Origin of the sequence: Variovorax sucrosi, assembly GCF_051216635.1 — a bacterium.
Taxonomy (GTDB): domain Bacteria; phylum Pseudomonadota; class Gammaproteobacteria; order Burkholderiales; family Burkholderiaceae_C; genus Variovorax.
Map to the genome: position 1 here is coordinate 1 of NZ_JBPJZU010000009.1, position 18907 is coordinate 18907.

General features: G+C 66.9%; 14 protein-coding genes and 1 pseudogene. 8 read left to right on the plus strand and 7 right to left on the minus strand.

Annotation, left to right across the window (positions count from 1 at the left end; translation table 11 throughout):
* The 6 genes and pseudogenes from ACSFBE_RS17770 to ACSFBE_RS17795 all read right to left on the minus strand — a co-directional run.
* Nucleotides 1-186: pseudogene (locus ACSFBE_RS17770) on the minus strand (ABC transporter ATP-binding protein); the annotation flags it as partial.
* Nucleotides 187-197: 11 nt separating this feature from the next.
* Nucleotides 198-1514, minus strand: a complete 1317-nt coding sequence (locus ACSFBE_RS17775; protein WP_435491995.1) for an ABC transporter substrate-binding protein — start codon at nt 1512-1514, stop codon at nt 198-200.
* A 67-nt stretch (nt 1515-1581) separates the two neighbouring features.
* Nucleotides 1582-2646, minus strand: a complete 1065-nt coding sequence (locus tag ACSFBE_RS17780) for a branched-chain amino acid ABC transporter permease (RefSeq protein WP_435491738.1) — start codon at nt 2644-2646, stop codon at nt 1582-1584.
* Nucleotides 2647-2655: 9 nt separating this feature from the next.
* Entirely contained in the window at nt 2656-3585 is a 930-nt protein-coding gene (locus ACSFBE_RS17785; protein ID WP_435491739.1) for a branched-chain amino acid ABC transporter permease, read from the minus strand.
* A 2-nt stretch (nt 3586-3587) separates the two neighbouring features.
* The gene (locus ACSFBE_RS17790) at nt 3588-4373 is read right to left on the minus strand and encodes an ABC transporter ATP-binding protein (protein WP_435491740.1); all 786 of its coding nucleotides are present in this window, start codon (nt 4371-4373) and stop codon (nt 3588-3590) included.
* Nucleotides 4374-4524: 151 nt separating this feature from the next.
* Nucleotides 4525-6471, minus strand: a complete 1947-nt coding sequence (locus ACSFBE_RS17795) for an AMP-dependent synthetase/ligase (RefSeq protein ID WP_435491741.1) — start codon at nt 6469-6471, stop codon at nt 4525-4527.
* Nucleotides 6472-6850: 379 nt separating this feature from the next.
* On the opposite strand from ACSFBE_RS17795, the gene ACSFBE_RS17800 reads away from it, so the two are divergent.
* Entirely contained in the window at nt 6851-9871 is a 3021-nt protein-coding gene (locus tag ACSFBE_RS17800; RefSeq protein WP_435491742.1) for a PAS domain-containing protein, read from the plus strand.
* 57 nt (nt 9872-9928) lie between these two features.
* Here the strand turns inward: ACSFBE_RS17800 and ACSFBE_RS17805 are convergent, their stop codons facing one another.
* Entirely contained in the window at nt 9929-10756 is an 828-nt protein-coding gene (locus ACSFBE_RS17805) for a MetQ/NlpA family ABC transporter substrate-binding protein (protein WP_435491743.1), read from the minus strand.
* A 272-nt stretch (nt 10757-11028) separates the two neighbouring features.
* Between ACSFBE_RS17805 and ACSFBE_RS17810 the strand changes: the two genes are divergently transcribed.
* From ACSFBE_RS17810 to ACSFBE_RS17840, 7 genes are all read left to right on the plus strand, one after another.
* On the plus strand, nt 11029-12654 hold the full coding sequence (locus ACSFBE_RS17810; RefSeq protein WP_435491744.1) for an ABC transporter substrate-binding protein: 1626 nt from the start codon (nt 11029-11031) through the stop codon (nt 12652-12654).
* A gap of 51 nt (nt 12655-12705) precedes the next feature.
* A complete protein-coding gene (locus ACSFBE_RS17815; RefSeq protein WP_435491745.1) occupies nt 12706-14349 on the plus strand; it encodes an ABC transporter substrate-binding protein in 1644 nt (547 codons plus the stop codon).
* Nucleotides 14346-15359 (plus strand): ABC transporter permease, encoded by a 1014-nt coding sequence (locus ACSFBE_RS17820; protein ID WP_435491746.1) that lies wholly within the window; start codon nt 14346-14348, stop codon nt 15357-15359. The genes ACSFBE_RS17815 and ACSFBE_RS17820 overlap by 4 nt, the downstream gene beginning before the upstream one ends.
* Nucleotides 15356-16264, plus strand: a complete 909-nt coding sequence (locus ACSFBE_RS17825; protein WP_435491747.1) for an ABC transporter permease — start codon at nt 15356-15358, stop codon at nt 16262-16264. The genes ACSFBE_RS17820 and ACSFBE_RS17825 overlap by 4 nt, the downstream gene beginning before the upstream one ends.
* A gap of 4 nt (nt 16265-16268) precedes the next feature.
* A complete protein-coding gene (locus ACSFBE_RS17830; protein ID WP_435491748.1) occupies nt 16269-17282 on the plus strand; it encodes an ABC transporter ATP-binding protein in 1014 nt (337 codons plus the stop codon).
* A complete protein-coding gene (locus ACSFBE_RS17835) occupies nt 17279-18223 on the plus strand; it encodes an ABC transporter ATP-binding protein (protein ID WP_435491749.1) in 945 nt (314 codons plus the stop codon). Before ACSFBE_RS17830 ends, ACSFBE_RS17835 begins: the two co-directional genes overlap by 4 nt.
* A gap of 173 nt (nt 18224-18396) precedes the next feature.
* Nucleotides 18397-18876: a rhodanese-like domain-containing protein gene (locus ACSFBE_RS17840; RefSeq protein WP_435491996.1), complete on the plus strand. Its 480-nt coding sequence runs from the start codon at nt 18397-18399 to the stop codon at nt 18874-18876.
* The last annotated feature ends 31 nt before the right edge of the window (nt 18877-18907 follow it).

An 18907-nucleotide genomic window follows, 5' to 3' on the forward strand; every position in this document is an offset into this window, starting at 1 on the left:
GGTCTTGCCCGCGCCGTTGCCGCCCAGCAGCGCCACGATGCCGCCTTCGGGCACGGTGAGCGACACGCCCTTGAGCACCAGGATCACGTGGTTGTAGATGACCTCGATGCCGTTGACCTCGAGGAGAGGGTGGGCGTGTTCGGCCGGCCCGGAGCCGTGCATTTGTGCGCTCTCGATCACCGTCATGGGGCGCTCTTTCAGCTCTGGCACGCTTCGGGCGTGCGTCGGGTGATCTTCTTTTCGGCCGCGTACTTGTCCGCGGCCGACTTGATCATCGGACGGAGGATGGACATGTCCGCCTCGATCGGGTCGCTGATGAACGACCACTTGGCGCCGTCCCAGGTCTGGACCCGCGCGGAGGCCGTGCCCATGTGATCGCTGCACGACGTGCTCATCGGGCTCTTGAGCTTTCCGAAGCCCAGAGCCTCAAGCCGCTTCTGATCCAGAGCGAGATTCTCCAGGCCCCAGCGGACCTGCTCGCCGGTCATCGGCTTGCCCTTGCCGAAGCGCTCCTGCGCGCGGCGCACCGCCTCCACCGTGATCATGGAGATGATCATCCCGTTGTTGTAGAGAATCGAGCCGACCTCTTCCTTGGGGCCGCTGCCCTGGCCCTTGGCATGCACGTGCTTGAGGATCTCTTCGGTGACCTTCGTGCCACCCAGCAGGTTCTGCATGTTGAGGGCGCTGTACCCCTTCGCGCCCGTGCCCACGTCCTTGACGTCGGGCTCGGTGCCCGACCAGTAGACGCCGATCATCTTCTCGCGTGGGAAGCCGGTGGATTGCGCTTCCTTCAGCGCCGTCGAGTTCATCACGCCCCAGCCCCAGAGAATCACGTGGTCGGGCCTCGACTGGCGGATCTGCAGCCAGGTCGCCTTCTGCTCCACGCCCGGCGCGGTGACCGGCAGCAGTTGCAGCTCGAAGCCATGCATCCGCGCGCGTTCCTGCAGGACCGGAATAGGTTCCTTGCCGTACGGGGAGTCGTGGTACGCGAGGGTGACCTTCTTGCCCTTGAGCTTCTCCAGGCCGCCCTCCTTGCGCCCCAGGTACTGGACCAGGATGTCGGCCGCAGTCCAGTACGAGCCGGCGATCGGGAAGTTCCACGGGAACACACCGCCGTCCGCCGCTTCCGAGCGGCCATAGCCCGGGGTGATCAGCGGGATCTTGTCGAGCGGCGCCTTGTCCGTGAGGGCGAAGGTGATGCCGGTCGCCTGCGGATCGAAGGCCGTGGCGCCTGTCGGGCCCTTGCCCTTGAGGCGTTCGTAGCATTCGACGCCGCGGTCCGTCGCGTAGCCCGTTTCGCACTCCTCGTAGGTGAGCTTCACGCCGTTGATGCCGCCGTCGCGCTCGTTGACCAGCTTCAGGTAGTCCTGCTTGCCGTTCGCCCAGGGCGTGCCGCTGGGCGCATAGGGACCGGTGCGGTAAACGAGGAGCGGAATGAACTGCTCTTTGACCAGCGCTGCGGCGCCGCTCGGCTGGGCATGGCTCTGCGCTGCGCAGAGCAGCCCGAGTGCCATGGCCAGTGGGAGGGTGAAGGTTCTCTTGATCGACATTTCCAGTCTCCGGTTGTGTTTGCGAATCCAGTCAGTGGGGGAAGGGCCACAGCCTCAGCTTCTCCTTCACCGTCGCCCACATGCGGGCCAGTCCGTGCGGCTCGACGATCAGGAAGAAGACGATGAGGGCGCCGAAGATCATGGCCTCGAGGTGCGAGGCCAGCGTGGTCGGGATCTGCACGCCGAAGAGCATGGGCAGCTGACTCAGCAGCAGGGGCAGCAGCACGATGAACGCCGCGCCGAAGAACGCGCCGACGATCGAGCCGAGGCCGCCGATGATCACCATGAAGAGCAGCTGGAACGAGCGGTCCACGCTGAACGCCGCCGGCTCCCAGCTCCCCAGGTGGATGAACCCCCACAGCGCGCCGGCGACACCCACGATGAAGCTGCTCGCCGCGAACGCCGTGAGCTTCGCGTACACCGGGCGAATGCCGATCACCGCCGCCGCGACGTCCATGTCGCGCATGGCCATCCACTCGCGTCCGATGGCGCCGCGCACGAGGTTCTTCGCCATCAATGCGAAGGTTGCCAAGATCACGAGACACAGCAGGTATTTCTGGACCGGCGTCTCGATGGGCATGCCGAAGACCTGCAGATTGCCGACGCTCACCGAGCCCGACGCGGAGTAGTTGGTGAACCAGCGAATGCGCAGGAACGACCAGTCGACGAAGAATTGCGCCGCCAGCGTGGCGACCGCGAGGTACAGACCCTTGATCCGCAGGCTCGGTATGCCGAACAACACGCCCACGATGGTGGCGCACAGCCCGCCGACGAGCAGCGAGAACACCAGCGGCATCCCTTCGATGCGCGCCTGCAGGTTGTAGGCGGCATAGGCGCCCACGGCCATGAAGGCGCCGCTTCCCAGGGAGATCTGCCCGCAGTAGCCGACCAGGATGTTCACCCCGATCGCCGCCAGCGACAGGATCAGGAATGGGATGAGGATGGCGCGCAGCCAGTATTCCGATGCGACCAGCGGCACGGCGACGAACACCAGTGCCAACACGCAGAACATGAACGCCCGGTCCTGCGAGAGCGTGAAGATCTGCTGGTCCGCCCGGTAGCTGGTCTTGAACTGACCGTTTTCGTTGTAGATCATTGCGGAGCCTCAGACGCGGTCGATGATTTTTTCGCCGAACAGCCCTTGCGGGCGCAGCAGCAGGAAGAGGAGCGCCAGCACGTAGGCGAACCAGATCTCGATCCCGCCGCCCAGCAGCGGCCCGAGGTAGATCTCGGAGACCTTCTCGCCCACGCCGATCAGCAGGCCGCCGACGATCGCGCCAGGTATCGAGGTGAGCCCGCCGAGGATCACCACCGGCAGCGCCTTGAGTGCGACCAGGGAGAGCGAAAACTGGACGCCGAGCTTCGAGCCCCAGATGACGCCTGCGACGAGCGCCGCGAACCCTGCCACCGACCAGACGATCACCCAGATGCGGTTCAGCGGAATGCCGATCGACTGCGCAGCCTGGTGGTCATCGGCCACGGCGCGCAGGGCGCGGCCCGTGTCGGTCTTCTGGAAGAACAGCGCCAGCAGGATCACCAGCACGATCGAGATGCCCGCGGCAACGAGGTCCTCCTGGCTGACAAGCAGCCCGCCTTCGAAGGTGCCTTGAAACGCCATCAGCGGTTCCTTCGGCATGCCCACGTCGATCTTGTAGATGTCGCTGCCGAAGAGCGTTTGACCGAGCCCGTCGAGAAAGTAGGCGATGCCCAGCGTGGCCATCAGCAGGGTGACGCCCTCCTGGTTGACCAGGTGGCGCAGCGCCAGGCGCTCGATGAGCCATGCCACGACAACCATGATCACCATGGCGGTGAGGAAGGCCAGCAGGTTCGCGAGGAGCAGGCTCTCGAACCCGAACCACAGCGGGTACCACGCCGAGAAGCGCGCCATCGCGAGCGCTGCGAAGAGCACCATCGCACCCTGCGCGAAATTGAACACGCCCGAGGCCTTGTAGATCAGCACGAAGCCGATGGCGACCAACGAATACAGCATGCCAGCCATCAGGCCGCCGATGACGGTCTCCAGAAAAAATGCCATGTCTATGCTTCCTGTTGTGCGCCGAGATAGGCGCGGATGACGTCTTCGTTCGCCATGACTTCGCTGGGCGATCCGTCGCCGATCTTCTTGCCGTAGTCGAGAACGACGACGCGGTCGCTGATGTCCATGACCACCCCCATGTCGTGCTCGATCAGCACCACCGTCACGCCAAGTTCCTGGTTGACTTCGAGGATGAAGCGGCACATGTCCTGTTTCTCCTCGACATTCATTCCGGCCATCGGTTCGTCGAGCAGCAGCACCCTGGGCTCCATGGCCAGCGCCCTGCCGAGGTCGACGCGCTTCTGCAGTCCGTAAGGCAGCTTGCCGACGGCCGTCTTGCGGTACGGCTGGATGTCGAGGAAATCGATGATTTCCTCCACGCGCTCGCGGTGTGCCAGTTCCTCGCGCGCGGCCGGTCCCCAGCGCACGGCCTGCAGCAGCGGATTGACCGTCATCTTCAGGTTGCGGCCGGTCATCAGGTTGTCCAGCACGCTCATGCCTTTGAACAGCGCAAGGTTCTGGAAGGTGCGCGCGATGCCCATCTCCGCCACCTGGCGCGAATTCATGTGGCGGAAGGTTCGACCCTCGAAGGTGATCGCGCCTTCCTGCGGCTGATACACGCCATTGATGCAATTGAGCATCGAGCTCTTGCCCGCGCCGTTCGGGCCGATGATGGCGCGGACCTCATGCTCGCGCACGTCGAAGCTGATGTCCGTCAGCGCCTTCACGCCGCCGAAGCGCAAGGTGATGTTGCGCACGTCGAGCAAGGGCTTTGTGTTGGCGTCCATGGCCGGGTTGTCGATCTGGGGGGCCGTCGCAGACCGCTGACCTGCGTCCGGGTTCGGCGCCAGAGCGGCCCCTGCCGCCGTCGTCATCTCGCGCTTGATTGTTGAGAGCACGCTGTTTCCTTGTGTCGTTGTTCGGGTGTGCGAAGCGCCATCACGCGGCGCGCTTCAACGCAGGGAAGGTCTTCGCGTCGTGCACCGCCACGGTTGCCGCCACGACGCCTTTGCGGCCGTCCTCGAAGCCGATTTCCGTCTCGACGTACTGCGACGAGCGGCCGTCGAACAGGGCATCGACGAGCACGCGATAGCGCTCGGCGATGAAGCCTCGGCGGACCTTGCGCGTTCGCGTGAGCTCTTCATCGTCAGGGTCCAGCTCCTTGTGGAGGATGAGAAAGCGCGCAACCTGGTTGCCTGCGACGAGGCTGTCCTGTGCCAGCTCGGCGTTGGCGGTCTCAACGCAGTTCCGGATCAGGTCGGCGACCGCTTCCTTCTGCGCCAGGTCCTGGTAGCCGGCATAAGACAGGTTCTTCCGTTCGGCCCAATTGCCCACGGACTCGAAGTCGATGTTGATGAACGCACACACGCGGTCGCGCCCATTGCCAAACGCCACGACCTCCTTGATGAAGGCCGAGAACTTCAGCTTGTTCTCGACGTACTTCGGTGCGAAGGTCGCGCCGTCGTGGGGGCCGCCTGCCAGGCGCCCCACGTCCTTGAGGCGGTCGATGATCCGGACCTGGCCTTCCGGATCGAGCAGGGCGGCGTCGCCGGTGTGGTACCAGCCAGCGGCATCCATCACTTCTTCGGTCGCCTGCGGGTTCTGGTAGTACTCCTTCAGCGCGCCCGGGGTTCTGACGAGCAACTCGCCGCTGTCGGAAACGCGGATCTCCACGCCGGGAGCCGGGACGCCCACGGTGTCCGGCTTGACTCGGCCGTCGGGCTGCATGCACACGAACACCGCGGTTTCGGTGGTGCCGTAGAGCTGCTTCAAATTGATGCCGACGGAGCGAAAGAAGGTGAAGAGATCCGGGCCGATGGCTTCGCCGGCGGTGTAGGCCAGGCGCAGCCGGCTGAGCCCGAGCTGCGCGCGGAGCTGGCGAAAGAGCAGCAGGTCACCGACGAAATAGGCGGCGCGGTCCACCCAGCGAACCGGCTCGCCGGCAAGGATCGCCGGACCGACGCGCCGAGCCAGGCCGAGCAGCGCGTCGAAGCCGCGCCGCTTGAGGCTGCTCGCATCCGACATGCGGACCGTCACCGAGGTAAGCATGTCTTCGAAGGTCCGGGGCGGTGCGAAGTAGTAGGTCGGGCCGATCTCCTTGAGGTCGATGGCCACCGTCTCCTGGGACTCCGGAAAGTTGATCGTGTAGCCGCAAACCAGCCACATGGCATACGAGAAGATGTTCTGCCCGAGCCATGCCGGAGGCAGGAATGCGAGCACTTCCTCGCTGTCGGATATCTGGTCGAATGCAGCCCCCGACCTCGCGCTGCTGATCAACGATCGATGCGTGTGCACGACGCCTTTCGGCAGGCTGGTGGTGCCGGAGGTGAAGAACATCGCGGCCACGTCATCGGGCTGCACGAGCGAGCTTTTCTTGTCATAGAAAGCAGGGTCCGACGCGTCGAGGCGGCGACCTTCTTCGACGAGGGCATCGAGCGACCGGATGTGCGCCTGCGGATAGGCCCGAAGGCCGCGAGGGTCGTCGAACCAGATGGCGCGCAGGCCCGTACACCTCGGCTGTATTTCAAGAAGCTTGTCGACCTGCTCCTGCTCTTCCACGATGGCAAAGGCGACGCGCGCGCTGTTCAGAGGGTGGACGTATTCAGAACTCGGCGCCTCCTGGTAGAGCGGTACCGGGATGGCCCCCAACGCCTGCACGGCCGCCAGCGACGCTTGCAGCCGCGGCCTGTTGCCACCGATCAGGGCCACGTGGTCGCCCCGAGCGACGCCTGCTTGCGCCAAGCCGCAACTGAGGACCTGCACGAGATCCGCGAAGTCCTTCCAAGACGATGTTTGCCAGATGCCCAGCTTCTTCTCACGCAGAGCGACTTTCGCAGGCTGCGTGGCGGCGAGCTGTCTGAGCAGGGACGGAAATGTCGTGGCCAAGGTCTGGCTGGGGGGCGACCCGTTCCGGTCTGCCTTTTGTGGGTTGGCGTCTCCCCGTGATGCTTGCGGCGCCTGCGTTTGGTTCACTGCTGTCTCCGTTTTGGGGCCATGGCTGCATGTCAACTGGCCGGTTGCTCGCAGTCTTGCTTTGTTGGAGAACGGCCAATGTCTTGGTCATGACATTTAGGGGTTTGCCCCCAGGAGCGCCGGTATCGAGGCAAATTTTCGCTGTACGGGCGCGGCGCGCACGGAGTCACCGTCGCGCGAACGGTTGCCTGAACTGCCTCCATCGCGAGGCCGCGGCCTATGAAAGCCGTTGCTATCATCAGAAAATGCAGCCCCGAACCACCGCCGCCGCCGTGCGCGAGAAGGAAAGCCCGTGCGGCTCAAGCTGAGAACGAAGACGGCGCTGCTCATCACCTCGCTCTTGCTCGCGCTGGTGGGTGCAACGGGCTGGTGGCAGTACCGGAGCCTGTCGAGCGAGTACGTCGGCTTGATGCGCGAGCAGCAGCAGGCGTTGACAGACAGCGCCGCGGCGGACCTCGACTACAAGCTGGGCGTTCACTTGGCTGCCCTGGCGCGTGCAGCCCGCGAACTCGGCGCGGACGGCTTTGCAGATCCCGCGGCCCGGCGGCGGTTTCTGGCGGACAGGGACTTGCGCGCGATGTTCGACAACGCCGCGCTGGCGGCGCTGGACGGCGATATCGTTGCCATCCACCCGCCTGCGGGCCAGCCGCCGAACGTGGCCGATCGCGACTATTTCAAGCGGGTGCGCGACCGGCGCGAGCCGGCTATCTCGGCGCCCCTGCTCACCAAAGGCCGCCTGGAGCCAGCCGTGGTCATGGCCGTCCCCGTCGAAGGACCGGATGGCCAGCTGGTCGGCGTGCTGGGTGCGGCGCTGAACTTGCAGCGGGCCAATGTGCTCGGCGATCTCAGCCGCACCACGGTCGGCCGCGCGGGCTACTACGAGATCGTTACGCGCGGCGAGTCGCCGCGGGTCGTCATGCATCCCGATTCGGAGCTGCTGCTCAAGCCCGCCGCCGCAGCCGCCGTCGCCTTCGCCGGCGGCACCGAGAACGACCTGGCCACCCACGCCACCGTGAGCAGCGCCGACTGGGATCTGCGCCTGATCGTGCCGGCCCGTGCCGCCTATGCACCGCTCGAGCAGGCGAGGCGAAACCTCCTGCTGCAGTTGTTTTGGCTGGGCCTGGGCTGCGCGTTGCTGGTCTGGCTGGGCACGGCCTGGGTCATGCGTCCGCTGGAAGCGCTGAGCAATGCGATCCGCATCCTGCGCCGCTCGCCGGACAGCCAGGTCAGGCTCGATGTCATCGCCAACGACGAGCGCGGCGATCTGGCGCGCGAGTTCGACGGGTTGATGACCGAGCTGCGCGAGCAGCGGCTCGAGGTGGCGGCGGTCACCGACGCATCGCCGGTGGGCTTGTTCCGTTGCGACAGTGGCGGTCGCATGACCTACGTGAACGACGAGTACCTGGCCATCCACGGACTCGAGCGTGAGGAAGCGCAAGAGGGCTGGCTCACGCTCGTACGCGAGGAGATCCGCGAGAAAGTCCGCCAGGACTGGACTCACGTCGCCAGCGCGGCCGAGCCGCTGAACGCGACACGCCGGCTGCACCGCAAGGACGGCACCCAGGTGCTGGTGGCATTGCGAAGCCGGCCCGTGCTCGTCGGCGGCCGCGTTCTCGGCCACGTGGGAACGGTGACCGACATCACCGAGCGCACCCGCGCCGAGCGGGCCCTTCGTACGCTCACGGCCATCTTCGACATGACGACCGACTACATCATCCAGAGCGATGCGAAGGGGCGGCTCATCTACATGAATCCGGCCGCGCGCCGTCGCACGGGTGTGGACCTCGATGCCCCGATAGAGACGCTGAGCGTGTCCGACTTCAGTCCACCGCAAACGCTGGAGCGATTCAGCTCGGAGATGGTGCCGACCGCGGTCGCCGCCGGCGTCTGGGTCGGCGAGTCGCTGGTGTGGGACAACCGGCGGCGCGAGTTTCCGGTCAGCCACATGGTGATCGCACACCGCGACAAGTACGGCAAGGTCGAGTACTTCTCGGGGCTGATGCGCGACATCTCCGCGGCCAAGGCCGCGGAGCAGGCACTGCGCGAGAGCGAGCATCGCCTGCGCATGGTGACGGACCACCTACCGGCACTGATCTCCTACCTGGACCGAGACCTGCGTTTCCGGTTCGTCAACAAGGCCTATCAGGACTGGTTCGACGTCGAACCCCAGCAGCTGCTCGGCGTGAGCGTGCGCGAGTTCTACGGCGACGAGGCATGGGCACAGATGGAGCCATACATTCGGGCGGCCCTGGCCGGGCGCCAGATGACCTACGAGCGCAGGGTGGCGGCGCCCGGTGGCCGTCGCGATATCCAGACCACGCTGGTCCCGGAGCGCAACGAACAGGGGGAGGTGATGGGCCTCTACACCCTGGACAGCGACATCACCGAGCATCACGAGGCCGAGGAAGCACTGCAGGAAAGCGAGGCCCGCCTGCGCACGGTGGCCGACGCGCTGCCGATGCGCGTGGCCTACATCGATTCGGACGAGCGCTACCGATTCAACAATCTGGCCTACGAACGCGAATTCGGGCTCTCCCGGGATCAGATCCAGGGGCATACCGTCAAGGAGCTCCTGGGAGAGCCTGCGTACCAGTCCGTGCAAGCCCACATCCGCGCGGCCTTGGCTGGCGAGCCCGTCACCTTCCAGAGCGAGATCAGCCACAGCGACAGGTACAACTGCTACGAGGCTCAGTACATTCCCCAGACGGCCGCCAATACAGAAGCCGTCGTTGGCTTCCATGCCGTGATCACCGACATCACGCGACAAAAGCTCGAGGAGAAGCGCCTGCTGAATCTGGCGCAGATCGATCCGCTCACGGGCCTTGCCAATCGCGCGGGTTTCGACGTGCGGCTGAGCGAGGCCATGGACCGCAGCCGGAGCGCAGCTGCGCTGATGGCGCTGATGTATCTGGACATCGATGGTTTCAAGCAGATCAATGACCAGTTCGGGCACCAGGCGGGCGACGAGCTGCTGAAGGCTTTCTCGAGCAGGTTGTCTCAGGGCCTGCGTTCGAGCGATATGCGTGCGCGATTGGGTGGCGATGAGTTCACGGTCGTCATGGAAGGGCTGTCCAACGCCGACATCGCCGTCTCAGCCGCCGCCAAGCTCGTGAGGGCCATGCAGACGCCGTTCGCCATCGAGCAGCGAAGGATCAAGGTCACCGCGAGCATCGGTCTGGCGTTCTACCAGGGTGGCGCTGCGACGGCCGCCGCATTGGTGAAGCAGGCGGACGAGATGCTCTATCGGGCCAAGCGGGCGGGGCGCAACAACGTCCAGACAGCAGCGCTGCCGATCGAAGGCGATCCGTCCTAGTCCTCGCGGGTTTCGACCCACGGGTCGGTGGGATCGGGGTCGAAAGCGGCCATGGCCCTACCTGGCGAAGTAGTCCGGCAGCCGGTAGCCGGCCCACACCGGGTTGGCCTTGAAGACGGTCTGGAACTCGGGCGACTGGTAGGCCCGCACGATGTCCTTGGCGAACTGCGCGTTCTCGTTGCCGCGCTTGACGGCCACCACATTGACGTAGGGCAGCGTCATGTCTTCGAGCTTGAGCGCATCGGTGAGCTTGAGGCCGGACGCGACCGCGAAATTGCCCTGCACCGCCGCCAGGTCGGCATCGGCCAGCGAACGCGGTGCCTGGGCGGCGTCGAGCGACACCAGCCGAAGGCGCTTGGGGTTGGTGGTGATGTCACGCTCCGATACGCTCAGCGGGCTCACGCCGGGCTTGAGCTGGACCCATCCGAGCGCCGCCAGGATGTTGAGCGCACGCGCCGCGTTGACCGGGTCCGCCGGCAGCGTGACGGTGGCGCCGTCGGGCACTGCATCGAGTGTCTTGTGGCGTTGCGAGTACAGGCCCATCGGCGGCGTGGGCACATGAACCACCGGCACCAGGTTGAAGCCCTGCCGCTGGTTGGTCGCCTCCAGGTAGAGCGTGTGCTGAAAGATGTTGGCGTCGATCTGCCCGCGCTCGACCGCATCGTTGGGCTGCACGCCCTGGCTGAACTCGACGTACTTGATCGTGTAGCCCTGTTGCTTGAGCAGCGGCTCGATGCCCTTGGCGAAGGCGTCGCGGTAGGGGCCGGGCATGAAGCCGACGCTGAGGTCCGCGGCCTGCGCCACCCCAGCGACCAGCAGCGAGAGGAGGGCGAGTGCCAGGCGGGAAGGCCGGCGGCCGGGTGTGCGGGGTGAAAGGGAAAGCAAGGGGGGGAACTCCGGCAGAAAGCGCGACTGAAAGCGCAAGAGAAAAAAAGAGGACCGCGTTCGTGAGCCTGCGGCGTGCGCACTCTAAGAGGCGCGGGACCTGCGGCGAAAGAAGATTTGCGCGCTTGCTTATGCACTTGCTCGTGGGTGCGCCGCACGCATAACGATCCTCGTTTTTCTGGCTTGGGCGTGGCCGTCGCCGCCCCTAACCTTCGGCGCTTTCACGATCGCTGTCCCGGTGGGCTCAGCATGTCCACGGAGATCTCGACGCCATGGTGTCCTCATTGAATCGGCGTCTGCTGCTGCAGGGCAGCCTTGCCGCCGCCACCTTGCCGATGCTCGGCACGGGCCATGCGCAGCAGTCGCAGTCCTCGTCTGCATCGCCGCAGCGCGGCGGCACGCTGGTGATCTCGCTGGCGCCCGAGCCGCAGATCATCACGGCGGCCTTCCTCACGACCATGCAGGTCACGATGATCGCCGGCAAGATCAGCGAGGGCCTGGTGTGGTTCGACGACAAGCTGCAGCCACAACCTGAGCTCGCCGAGTCGTGGGCCTTCGCGCCGGACGGCCTGTCACTCAGGCTGCGCCTGCGCCGCGGCGTGAAGTGGCACGACGGGCACGACTTCACCTCGGCCGACGTGGCCTTCTCGCTGCTGAACGTGTGGCAGAAGATCCATCCCGGCGGCCGGCTGGCTTACGCGTCGGTGCAGGCGGTCGACACGCCCGATCCGCACACCGCCATCCTCCGGCTGTCGCGCCCGACGCCCTACCTGCTGAGCTTCCTCAACGTGTATGGCGCGCAGGTGGTGCCCAAGCACCTCTACGAAGGCACCGACCTCCTCAAGAACCCGGCCAACACGGCGCCGATCGGCACCGGCCCGTTCCGCTTCAAGGAGTGGGTGCGCGGCAGCCACATCGCGCTGGAGCGCAACCCGAACTACTGGCGCCCGGGGCTGCCGTACCTCGACGGCGTGGTGTTCAAGTTCATCCCGGATGCCGCCGCGCGCTCGGTCGCACTGGCCAGCGGCGAGGTGCAGGTGGCGCTGGCGTCGAACATCCCGGTGTCGAACCTGAAGCAGTTCTCGGACAAGAAGAAGTTCAACATCAACACCACCGACGGCAGCTACCTCGCGTCGATCCAACTGGCCGCGGTCAATGTGCGCAAGCCCGCGCTGGCCGACAAGCGGGTGCGGCAGGCGCTGATGTATGCGCTGGACCGCGAAGCGCTGCTGCGCGTGGTGTTCGGCGGCTACGGCAAGGTCGCGGGCAGCGCGATCCCGTCGACGGTGCCGGCCTTCCACAGCGCCAAGGGCCGCCAGTACAAGCACGACCCCAAGCAGGCCGAAGCGCTGCTCGAGGCCGCCGGCTTCCCGCGCAAGGCCGGCGGCAAGCGGCTCGGCCTGACGCTCGACTACGGCAGCGGCTCGCTCGAGACCACGCGCACCGCCGAGTTCATGAAGCAGTACTACGGCCGCGTAGGCATCGACCTCGAACTGCGCGCGTCCGACGCCGGCGTGTACATCCGCCGCGTGTTCGGCGACGGCGACTACGACCTGTTCCTCACCAGCCTGCACAACCTGCCGGACCCGAGCCTGGGCGTGCAGCGCTGGTACTGGAGCAGGAACATCGCCAAGGGCGTGCCCTGGACCAACGGTTCCGGCTACGTCAACCCCGAGCTCGATCGCGTCATGGAAGCGGCCGCCATCGAACTCGACCCGGCCAGGCGCCGAGGCCTCATCGACGAGTGGCAGGCCATCGTGCAGGAAGAGGTGCCGATCCTCGACCTGATCGAGCTCGACTGGACCACCGTCTCCAGCAGCCGCTACCGCAAGGTGCGGGCGCAGGGCGACGGGCTCTATGCCTCGCTGGCCGATGCCTATCTCGTCTCGGCCGACTGAGCCGCGTTCCTGTCAATTTCTCCCTCGACCTTCTGCTGCGACCGATTCCCAATGCATTCGAACCGACGACACTTCATTCATTCCACCGCCACGCTCGGCGCCATCGCGCTGGCCGACAGCCTGTTCGCCCTCTCGGCCTTCGCACAGACGACCGGCACGAAGCCGGTGCGCGGCGGCATCCTCAACGTCGCGGTCTCGCCCGAGCCGACGTTGCTGACCTCGGCCTTCATCACCACGATGAACATCGGCCAGGTGTCGAGCAAGGTGCTCGAAGGACTGCTGAGCTACGACCTGAAGCTGCAGCCGGTGCCCGAACTCGCGACTTCGTGGGAGGTCGCGCCCGACGGCCTGACGGTGACCTTCCACCTGCGCAAGGGGGTGAAGTGGCACGACGGCAAGGACTTCTCCGCGGCCGACGTGAAGTACACGCTGCTCGAAGTCTGGAAGCCGCTGCATCCCTTCGGCCGCGCGGCCTTCGCCAACGTGACGGCGGTCGACACGCCGGACCCGCACACGGTGATCGTGCGGCTGTCATCGCCGGCGCCGTACCTGCTCAACTACATCAACACCTACGGCGCGCAGATCCTGCCCAAGCACGTGTACGAAGGCACCGACGTGCTGAAGAACCCGGCGAACAACGCGCCGGTCGGCACTGGTCCCTTCGTGTTCAAGGAATGGGTGAAGGGCAGCCATGTGCGGCTCGAGCGCAACCCGAACTACTGGGGCCGCGGACCGAGCGGCGAGCAGCAGCCCTACCTCGACGGCGTGGTGTTCAAGTTCATCCCCGACGCCGCCGCGCGCACCGTGGCGCTGGAGGCCGGCGAGATCGACGTCGCGCTCGGTTCGAGCATCCCGCTGTCGAACCTCAACAAGTTCGCCGACAAGTCGAAGTACACGATCAACCTGGACGACGGCCGCTACCTCGCGACCATCTTCCTCACGCAGTTCAACGTGCGTCGGCCGGCCCTGTCGGACAAGCGCGTACGCCAGGCCTTCGCGCATGCCATCGACCGCAACGCGCTGCTCAAGGTGGTGTTCCTCGGCTACGGCAAGGCGGCCACCGGCCCGGTGCCGTCGTCGGTCGTCAACTACTACTCGCCCGAGACCCGGCAGTACCCGTACGACCTCAAGAAGGCGGCGGCGCTGCTCGACGAGGCGGGCCTGAAGCCCGGCAAGGACGGCAAGCGGCTGAAGATCACGCTCGACTACGACGCCGGCGGCGGCGTCACGGCGACCCGCCCGGCGGAGTTCATCAAGCGGTCGCTCGCGCGCGTGGGCGTCGACGTGGAGCTCCGCGCAGGCGACACCGCCACCTATCTGCGCCGCATCTTCAACGACCAGGACTACGACCTGATGATCTCCAGCCTGCACCGCCTGCCCGACCCGACGCTGGGCGTGCAGCGGCTGTTCTGGACCAAGAACATCGTCAAGGGCGCGCCGTGGACCAACGGCTCGGGCTATTCCAACCCGGCGCTCGACCGCATCATGGAAGCGGCCGGCGGCGAGGCCGACGTGGGCAAGCGCAAGTCACTCATCAAGGAGTGGCAGCAGATCGTGCAGGAAGACCTGCCGGTGCTCGATCTGGTCGAGCAGACCTGGGTCACGGTGTCGACCGCGCGCCTGCACAAGCAGGTGCTGCAGGGCGACGGCCTCTTCGCGTCGTACGGCGACGCCTGGCTCGACGCGAAGAAATGAGTGCGCGCAAGGCATCGGCGCCGCTCTGGGGTTTTTTGAAGAAGCGGCTACTGCAGGTGCTGCCGGTGGTGTTCGGCATCGCGCTGCTCAACTTCCTCATCCTGCAGGTCGCACCCGGCGACGTGGTCGACGTGATGGCCGGGGAGGCCGGTGCGGCGACGCCGGAGTACATGGCGCAGCTTCGGGCGAGCTTCGGGCTCGACCAGCCGCTGTACCTGCAGCTCGGCCACTACCTCTGGAACATCGCGACGCTCGACCTCGGCTTCTCGTTCCGCCAGAACATGCCGGTGTTCGACCTGGTGATCGACCGGCTGCCCGCCACGCTGCTGCTGATGGTCGCGGCCATCGTCATCGCGCTGGTGCTCGGCGTCACGCTGGGCGTGCTGTCGGCGCTCAAGGTGCACACCTGGGTCGACAACCTCGCCTCGCTGTTCGTGCTGGCCGCCTACGCGATGCCGACCTTCTGGCTCGGCCTGATGGCGATCGTGCTGTTTTCGGCGCGGCTGGGCTGGCTGCCCTCGGGCGGCATGGTGGATATCAGCGCGAACCACACCGGCTTCGCCTGGGTGGTCGACGTGGCGCCCCATGCGGTGCTGCCCGCGACCACGCTCGCCACCTTCTACCTGGCGGTCTACGCCAAGCTGGTGCGCTCCTCGATGCTGGAGCTGTACGGCGCCGACTTCATCCGCACCGCACGCGCCAAGGGCGCCGGCGAGACGCGCATCACCCTCGTGCACACGCTGCGCAACGCCTTGCTGCCGCTGGTGACCATGCTGGGCTTCCAGATCGCCTCGCTGCTGAGCGGCGCGGTGCTGGTCGAGTCGGTCTTCAGCTGGCCGGGGCTCGGGCGCCTGGCCTTCGAGGCGATCCTGGCGCGCGACTTCAACCTGCTGCTGGGCATCTTGCTGCTGAGCTCGATCCTGGTCACGCTCATCAACATCCTTGTCGATGTGCTCTATGCGTGGCTCGACCCGCGCGTGCAGCTGTCGTCGTCGGGAGCGCACGCATGAAGCCCGTCCTGGTGAACGGCACGAACGGCGCCGTTACCGCGGTGCGCTACGACGGCGGCCGCCTCGCGCGTGCGGTGGACTTCGCCCGTGAGGTCGCACGCAACCGTCCGGCCTTGGTCGGCCTGGTGCTGATGCTGCTCGTGGTCGCGACCGCGACGCTGGGCCGCTGGTTCTTCCCCGGCGACCCGTGGGACATGGCTGGCGCGCCGATGCTGTGGCCCGGCGACGAAGCCGCCCATCCGCTGGGCACCGACTTCATGGGCCGCGACCTCGCGACCGGGCTGGTGTCGGGCGCCGGCGTCTCGCTGCTGATCGGCCTGGTCAGCACCTTCATCTCCGCCTTCGTCGGCATCACCATCGGTGCGCTGGCCGGCTATTACCGAGGCCGGGTCGACGCGGTGCTGCTGCGCGTGATTGAGGTGTTCCAGACGGTGCCGAGCTTCGTGCTGGCCGTCGTGCTGGTGGCGCTTTTCAAGCCCTCGGTGGCGACCGTGGTGTTCGCCATCGGCATCGTGTCGTGGCCGCCCACCGCGCGGCTGGTGCGCTCGCAGTTCCTGCAATTGCGCGAGCGCGAGTTCGTGCTGGCCGGGCGCACGGCGGGCATGAGCCATGCGCGGCTGATCCTCACGCAGATATTGCCGAACGCGCTGCCGCCGGTGGTCGTGGTGTCGACGCTGGCCGTGGCGCATGCCATCCAGACCGAGGCCGCGCTGGCCTTCCTCGGCCTGGGCGACCCCAACGTGATGAGCTGGGGCACCATCATCGGCAGTGGCCGCGAGCAGGTCACCGACGCCTGGTACATCTGCGGCCTGCCGGGCCTCGCGATCGTCATCACGGTGCTGGCCTTCAACCTGCTGGGCGAAGGGCTGAACGACGCCATGAACCCGCACCTGCGGCGGAGGTAGACGCATGGCACTGCTCGACATCCATGAACTGCAGACCTGGTTCGACACCCGCGCCGGCGTGGTCAAGGCGGTGGACGGCGTCTCGCTCAGCGTCGACCGCGGCGAGACCGTCGCGCTGGTGGGCGAAAGCGGCAGCGGCAAGTCCGTCACCGCCTATTCGATCCTGCGGCTGATCCCGCGCACGCAAGGGCGCATCGCGGGCGGGCGCATCGTCTTCGACGGCACCGACCTCGTGACGCTGCCCGAGGCCGGCATCCGCGCGTTGCGCGGCAACCGCATCTCCATGATCTTCCAGGAGCCGCTGTCGGCGCTCAACCCGGTGCTGAGCATCGGCAGCCAGATCGCCGAGGCGATCCGCCTGCACCGCCCGGTCGACCGTGCCGCGGCGTGGGACCAGGCGGTGCAGCTGCTCGACCGCGTCGGCATCCCGATGGCGCGGCGCCGCGCCGACGATTTCCCGCACCAGCTCTCGGGCGGCATGCGGCAGCGCGTGGTCATCGCGATTGCGCTCGCCTGCGAGCCCGAGCTGCTGATCGCCGACGAACCGACGACGGCACTGGACGTGACGACGCAAGCCCAGATCCTCGAGCTGCTGCAGGAACTGCAGGCCGAGCGCGGCATGGGCTTGCTGCTGATCACGCACGACCTGGGCGTGGTGGCCGAGGTGGCGGACCGCGCCGCGGTCATGTACGCCGGGCGCGTGGTGGAGCAGGGCAGCGTCGCCCAGTTGTTCGATGCGCCAGCGCACCCGTACACGGCCGGCCTACTCGCGTCGATGGCGCTGGGTGACCTGGTGCCGGGCAGCCGGCTGCCCGAGATCGCCGGCACCGTGCCGTCACTGCTCGACATGCCGCCCGGCTGTGCCTTCGCGCCGCGTTGCCCGCAGTCGCGCGCCACCTGCCTCAGCGCGCGGCCCGCGCTCGATGCGGTGGGGCCGGGCGGTGCGCACCGCGTTGCCTGCTTCCTGCCGCTGTCGGATGCGGCCGCGCCGCGCGAGTTGCTGCGGGAGGTCGCATGAGCACCCCGCTGCTGAGCCTCAAAAAGGCCATCAAGCACTACCCCACCCAGGCCGGCACGGTGCACGCGCTCGACGGGGTCGACCTCGAAGTCGGGCGCGGCGAAACGCTGGGCCTGGTCGGCGAGAGCGGCTGCGGCAAGTCGACCGTGGCGCGCGTCGCGCTGCGGCTGACGCCGTTGACCGCGGGCCGGATCGACTTCGACGGCGAGGACGTGACGAAGCGGGAAGGCAAGGCCCTGCAGGCGGTGCGCAGCCGCTTGCAGATGGTGTTCCAGGACCCGTATGCCTCGCTCAACCCGCGCGTCAATGTCGGCCGCGCACTCGAAGAACCGCTGGTCGTGCAGCAGCGCGGCACCGCGGCCGAGCGGCGCGAGCATGTGGCCTGGGCCCTGGCGCGGGTCGGCCTGCGGCCCGAGATGGCCACGCGCTACCCGCACGAGTTCTCGGGCGGGCAGCGGCAGCGCATCGGCATCGCGCGTGCGCTCATGCTGCGGCCGGAGTTGATCGTCTGCGACGAGGCGGTGTCCGCGCTCGACGTGTCGGTGCGCGCGCAGGTGCTGAACCTGCTGCTCGGGCTGCGCGAGGAGTTCGGCGTGTCCTACCTCTTCATCTCGCACGACCTGTCGGTGGTGCGGCACATGTCCGACCGCATTGCCGTGATGTACGCCGGATTGGTGGTCGAGCAGGGGCCGAGCGACGCGGTGTGGCGCGCGCCGCTGCATCCCTACACGCGCGCGTTGATGTCCGCCATTCCTCGCACGCAGCCCGGTGCGGCGCACCGCGCGCGCACGGTGTTGAAGGGCGACCTGCCCGATCCGCTGCAGCCGCCCGTGGGCTGCCGCTTTCATCCGCGCTGCCCGCAGGCCGCCGACCGGTGCCGGCAGGAGGCGCCGGCGCTGCGCCCGGTGGCCGCCCAGTGGGTGGCCTGCCACTTCGCCTAAGGGGGCTGCTTGAGGGGAGGCGACCATACGCCCGCCGCGGCCGGCTGCAAAGACGTACCGGTTGTTTGGATTCCACTTTTTATTCGTTGGTAAGCCGGACGCTTCCACCTAGATTGATGCCTATGGCCATCCAGAAGGCCGCCGACGCATCCAGGAGTCCGTTGTCCATGTCCATGTCCATCGAAGTCGAAGAGATCACCTTGCCCGAAGCCCTCGAGCGCGCGCATGCGGAAGCCGTCGAACAGAACCTGTCCTACGCCGGCGGTGTCAGTCCCCCCGAGGCGTGGCAGTTGGTTCAGCAACAGGCCGCCGTGCTGGTCGATGTGCGCTCGGCCGAAGAGCGGAAGTTCGTCGGCCATGTGCCCGAGAGCCTGCACGTGCCGTGGGCCACGGGCACCGCGCTCACGCGCAACCCGCGCTTCGTCCGTGAGCTCGAAGCCAAGGTGGCGAAGGCCGGCGGCAAGGACGCGGTTGTCCTGCTGCTGTGCCGCAGCGGCAAGCGCTCCGCCCTCGCGGCAGAAGCGGCTGCCAAGGCCGGCTTCACGCGCGTGTTCAATGTTCGCGAAGGCTTCGAGGGCGAGATCGATGCGCACCAGCACCGCGGCACCGCCGATGGCTGGCGCTTTCACGATCTGCCCTGGGTGCAGGACTGATCGTGCCGAGCGCAAGCGACGACACACGCAG